The organism is Pseudolactococcus raffinolactis NBRC 100932, from assembly GCF_001591765.1.
GTDB lineage: Bacteria > Bacillota > Bacilli > Lactobacillales > Streptococcaceae > Pseudolactococcus > Pseudolactococcus raffinolactis.
The window spans coordinates 1-2,834 of record NZ_BCVN01000074.1 but is presented as its reverse complement, the minus strand read 5'-3'; the positions used below and the strand labels follow the sequence as shown (position 1 = coordinate 2,834).

General features: G+C 34.2%; 4 protein-coding genes and 1 pseudogene. 4 read left to right on the top strand and 1 reads right to left on the bottom strand.

Translation table 11 applies throughout. The annotated features are described in order from the left end of the window. Nucleotides 1-233 precede the first annotated feature (233 nt). The 4 genes from LRA01S_RS10365 to LRA01S_RS10350 are packed head-to-tail and all read left to right on the top strand — an operon-like array spanning nucleotide 234 to nucleotide 1,845. A complete protein-coding gene (locus tag LRA01S_RS10365; RefSeq protein ID WP_047916768.1) occupies nucleotides 234-473 on the top strand; it encodes a GlsB/YeaQ/YmgE family stress response membrane protein in 240 nt (79 codons plus the stop codon). A 29-nt stretch (nucleotides 474-502) separates the two neighbouring features. After that, nucleotides 503-1,063: an alkaline shock response membrane anchor protein AmaP gene (gene amaP, locus LRA01S_RS10360; protein ID WP_061775530.1), complete on the top strand. Its 561-nt coding sequence runs from the start codon at nucleotides 503-505 to the stop codon at nucleotides 1,061-1,063. Nucleotides 1,064-1,072: 9 nt separating this feature from the next. Next, nucleotides 1,073-1,261, top strand: coding sequence for a DUF2273 domain-containing protein (locus LRA01S_RS10355; protein WP_047916766.1), 189 nt, complete (start codon nucleotides 1,073-1,075; stop codon nucleotides 1,259-1,261). 20 nt (nucleotides 1,262-1,281) lie between these two features. After that, the gene (locus tag LRA01S_RS10350) at nucleotides 1,282-1,845 is read left to right on the top strand and encodes an Asp23/Gls24 family envelope stress response protein (RefSeq protein WP_082785458.1); all 564 of its coding nucleotides are present in this window, start codon (nucleotides 1,282-1,284) and stop codon (nucleotides 1,843-1,845) included. A gap of 170 nt (nucleotides 1,846-2,015) precedes the next feature. Here the strand turns inward: LRA01S_RS10350 and LRA01S_RS10345 are convergent. Then, nucleotides 2,016-2,834: pseudogene (locus LRA01S_RS10345) on the bottom strand (IS3-like element IS981 family transposase); the annotation flags it as partial.

Here is a 2,834-nt window from a genome sequence, read left to right as displayed (position 1 = left end):
AGGTAATACCATATAGATAGTCTTAAGGTCAAAAATAGAGAGATGTGTTATAATGGAGTACCTTAAACATAAGTGCCAGCAAATGCTGGCTTTTTTTATTTTCTTAGTTATTTGAAGTGCTATAATTATTGGGTTAGTAAATTAAAAAAATGAATCACATCTCTTGAATACGCTTTTTAAAAGTGCTAAACTACAGTAAAGAGCATATTATAATCTTTAGAAAGAGGTGGCTTATGATTTGGTCATTAATTGTTGGTGCATTAATCGGATTAATCGCTGGTGCGATTACAAATAAGGGAAGTTCAATGGGATGGATTGCTAATATCTCAGCGGGGTTAGTTGGATCTTTTGTAGGTCAAGCCTTACTTGGAACTTGGGGACCTTCGCTTGCTGGCATGGCATTAATACCATCCATTGTTGGTGCAGTGATTGTGGTTGCTGTTGTATCTTTCGTCCTATCTAAAATGAATTAATAGATCTTAGGATCTAGAAAGGAGGAGTTTTGGCAACTGGAAAGAAAATAATACTCATTGTCCTTGATCTCCTTTTACTTACGCTTGTTCTACCAATGACGTGGGATTATTATAATTTCATGGAATATGATTGGATAACAACAACCTCTAGTCACATTCCCTTCATAGGTAAATATATGATAGATTATTTGTTTTGGGGGAACATCGTTTTAACAGTCATATTAATTATCGCCTTGATTGTAGTCCTTTTTTATCCTCGAACCTATATGGATGTACAACTCACTTCAAATAATGGAGTTTTAACTTTGAAGAAGTCGGCCATTGAAGGATTTGTAGGTGAAAAAGTAAAAGAAAATGATTACCTTAAAAACTCAAAAATCGCTGTTTCACTTTTTAAAAATAAGATAAAAATTGATATAAAGGGTGAGATTGTTCCTCGAGTTGAAGTGGCCCAAAAAGCCCAAGTTCTGGAACAGGAAATCATTGAAGGGTTAAAAAGTTTCTTTGGATTGGAACATACGGTTAAACTTAAAGTAAAAGTCAATACATTAAGTAAAGATGATAACCCTAAACGCCAGCGTGTTATGTAGGAGGGATCAATGGATTATTTCGAAAAAAATCGATACCCAATTATAGGGGCAATCGTAGGTGCACTCATTGCTGTGTGTATCTTCACTATTGGATTTTGGAAAATGATTCTGGTTTTATTTTTAATTGGATTAGGAATTTATATTGGTCTATTCTTAAAAAAATCAGGAATCATTGATCAATTTATAGATCGTAAATAACATTATAAAAGGAGAATATTATGGTACAAGAAAACATGAAGGCATTTGGAACAATGGCAGAAAAAGAAACTCCTAAAACAAAGGAAACCCAACCAGAAATTAAGGGAGCTTTGACTTATGAAGATAAAGTTGTGCAAAAGATTGTAGGACTAGCATTAGAATCAGTGGATGGACTTCTTTCCGTAGAAGGTGGGTTCTTCTCAAACTTAACAGGAAAACTTATTAATACTGATGATGTTACAACAGGTGTTGACGTAGAAGTTGGGAAAACACAGGTTGCAGTAGACTTGAAAGTAGTTACAGAATATCGTAAGAGTGTGCCTGATATTTATGAAAAAATTAAAGAAGTCATTCGTAAAGAGGTTGCGGCAATGACAGAATTGGAAGTTGTTGAAGTTAACGTAACAGTCACAGATATTAAAACGAAAGAGCAACAAAAAGAAGATGATGTAAGTATTCAAGATCGAGTGAATAGTGCGGCTCAAACAACTGGGAAATTCACCTCTGAACAAGTTGATAAAGTAAAAGACAAAGTAAAAGACAAAGTAGAAGACAATACAGATAAAGAAGCTAGAGTTAAATAAATTTCTAGATAAATCGTGAGAAATAAAAGCCTCTATTATGAGGCTTTTTTAGTAAGTGACTTCAATTATATAGTTTTTTATTTAGATAAAAGCACCGAGTCAAATAAGTCTAAGGATGACGTTAAGTCAAATTTTTAGAGTAACAAACGTAGAATTTTAATCTATTTATTTTAAGCACTTACCTTTTCAAATTGATTAGGTGTAAGATACCCTAAACTTTGATGGATTCGTTTTGAATTATAAAAGGCTTCGATGTACCAGAAAATACTCTGATAGGCTTCTTCAAAGTTCTTATATTTAAATTGATACACCCACTCTCTTTTTAAATGTCCATGCCAAGATTCAAGACTGGCATTATGATAAGGGTATCCCCTTCGACTGAAAGAGTGAGTCATCCCATAATACTTAAGCAACTCTTCATACTCTAGACTCGTATACTGGCTTCCTTGGTCAGAATGAAGAATAACAGCTTCTGGATAGTCTTGTGATTTAATGGCCTTATTTAAAGTTCTTTGCACTAATTCTACAGTCATTCGCTTGCCCAAATCCCAAGCAATGACTTTTTTAGTATAACGATCCATAATGGTTGAGAGATAAGCCCATCCTTGTTGAGTAGGAATATAAGTAATGTCGGTTGACCAAACCTTATTTTTCTTTGTAGGTTCAGTCTGTATGAGATTTTTTCGATTGATGTGATCACTTAGTGAGTATCCAGGCTTAAATTTCTTAATGACTACAGACTTGAGTTGAAGCTGCTTCATTAGCTTCTGTACCAGTTTTAACCCGACTTTTCCCCTTGTTTAAGTAGGAGATGATGAATTTTAGGAGCACCATAGATTGCTCGGTTAGCATTGAAGAGTTGAGAAATTTTGAGTGACAGGTATTGTCTCCTTAATTGAGTTTTAGATGGATGTCGGTTAATCCGTTCATAATAACTTGATTCAGGAACATCAAGGAGTTGACAGCTTAGTCTGACATTGAGTGCTAAA

Coding starts and splice junctions, on each gene's coding strand:
- LRA01S_RS10355 (WP_047916766.1), top strand. CDS start 1,073: ATGGATTATTTCGAAAAAAATCGATACCCAATTATAGGGGCAATCGTA.
- LRA01S_RS10365 (WP_047916768.1), top strand. CDS start 234: ATGATTTGGTCATTAATTGTTGGTGCATTAATCGGATTAATCGCTGGT.
- LRA01S_RS10350 (WP_082785458.1), top strand. CDS start 1,282: ATGGTACAAGAAAACATGAAGGCATTTGGAACAATGGCAGAAAAAGAA.